Source organism: Roseateles sp. P5_B10 (assembly GCF_056400485.1).
On sequence record NZ_JBFULE010001275.1, the window covers coordinates 1 to 1,013 of the forward strand.

At 68.1% G+C, this 1,013-nt stretch carries 1 protein-coding gene; it reads right to left on the minus strand.

Annotated features, from left to right (window positions below):
* Positions 1-60: 60 nt before the first annotated feature.
* A complete protein-coding gene (locus AC1DU6_RS32695; RefSeq protein ID WP_477862423.1) occupies positions 61-993 on the minus strand; it encodes an electron transfer flavoprotein subunit alpha/FixB family protein in 933 nt (310 codons plus the stop codon).
* Positions 994-1,013 lie beyond the last annotated feature (20 nt).

Sequence of the window (1,013 nt, forward strand, 5' to 3'; positions counted from 1 at the left end):
GGCAAAAAGGGCGCCGCGACAGACGAAGTCTGGGCGCCCGGAGTGCGGTGGCGCGTGGATTTACAGCGCGGCGACGAGTTCCGGCACGGCCGTGAACAGGTCAGCTTCCAGGCCGTAGTCGGCCACCGAGAAGATCGGTGCTTCCGGGTCCTTGTTGATCGCGACGATGACCTTGGAGTCCTTCATGCCGGCCAGATGCTGGATGGCGCCCGAGATGCCGCAAGCCACGTAGAGCTGGGGGGCGACGATCTTTCCGGTCTGGCCCACCTGCCAGTCGTTGGGCGCGTAGCCCGCGTCAACGGCGGCGCGCGAAGCGCCGAGGGCCGCGCCGAGCTTGTCAGCCAGCGGGGTCAGCACTTCCATGAACTTGTCGTTCGAGCCCAGCGCGCGGCCACCTGACACGATGATCTTGGCGGCGGTCAGCTCGGGGCGGTCGCTCTTGGTCACCTCACGGCCGACAAAGCTGCTCTTGCCGCTGTCGGCGGCGGCGGCCACGGTTTCGACGGCAGCCGAACCACCGGATGCAGCGGCCGGGTCGAAGCCCGTCGTGCGAACGGTCAGCACCTTGGTCGCATCGCTGCTCTGCACGGTGGCGATGGCGTTACCGGCGTAGATCGGGCGCTCGAAGGTGTCGGCACTGATGACCTTGGTCACGTCGCTCAGCTGAGCCACGTCCAGCAGCGCGGCAACGCGGGGTGCGACGTTCTTGCCCGCAGCGGTGGCGGGGAACAGCAGGTGGCTGTAGCCAGACGCCAGCGCGATGACTTGCGCGGCGACGTTCTCGGCCAGGCCTTCGGCCAGCGCGGCAGAGTCGGCGTGCAGCACCTTGGTGACGCCGGCGATCTGGGCGGCAGCRGCGGCGGCGGCGGCGGCGTTGTGGCCGGCCACCAGCACATGCACTTCGCCGCCCGTGGCAGCGGCAGCAGTGACGGTGTTCAGCGTGGCGCCCTTGATGTGGGCGTTGTCGTGTTCTGCAATGACGAGTGCGGTCATCTCAAAGTCTCCAAATCGGG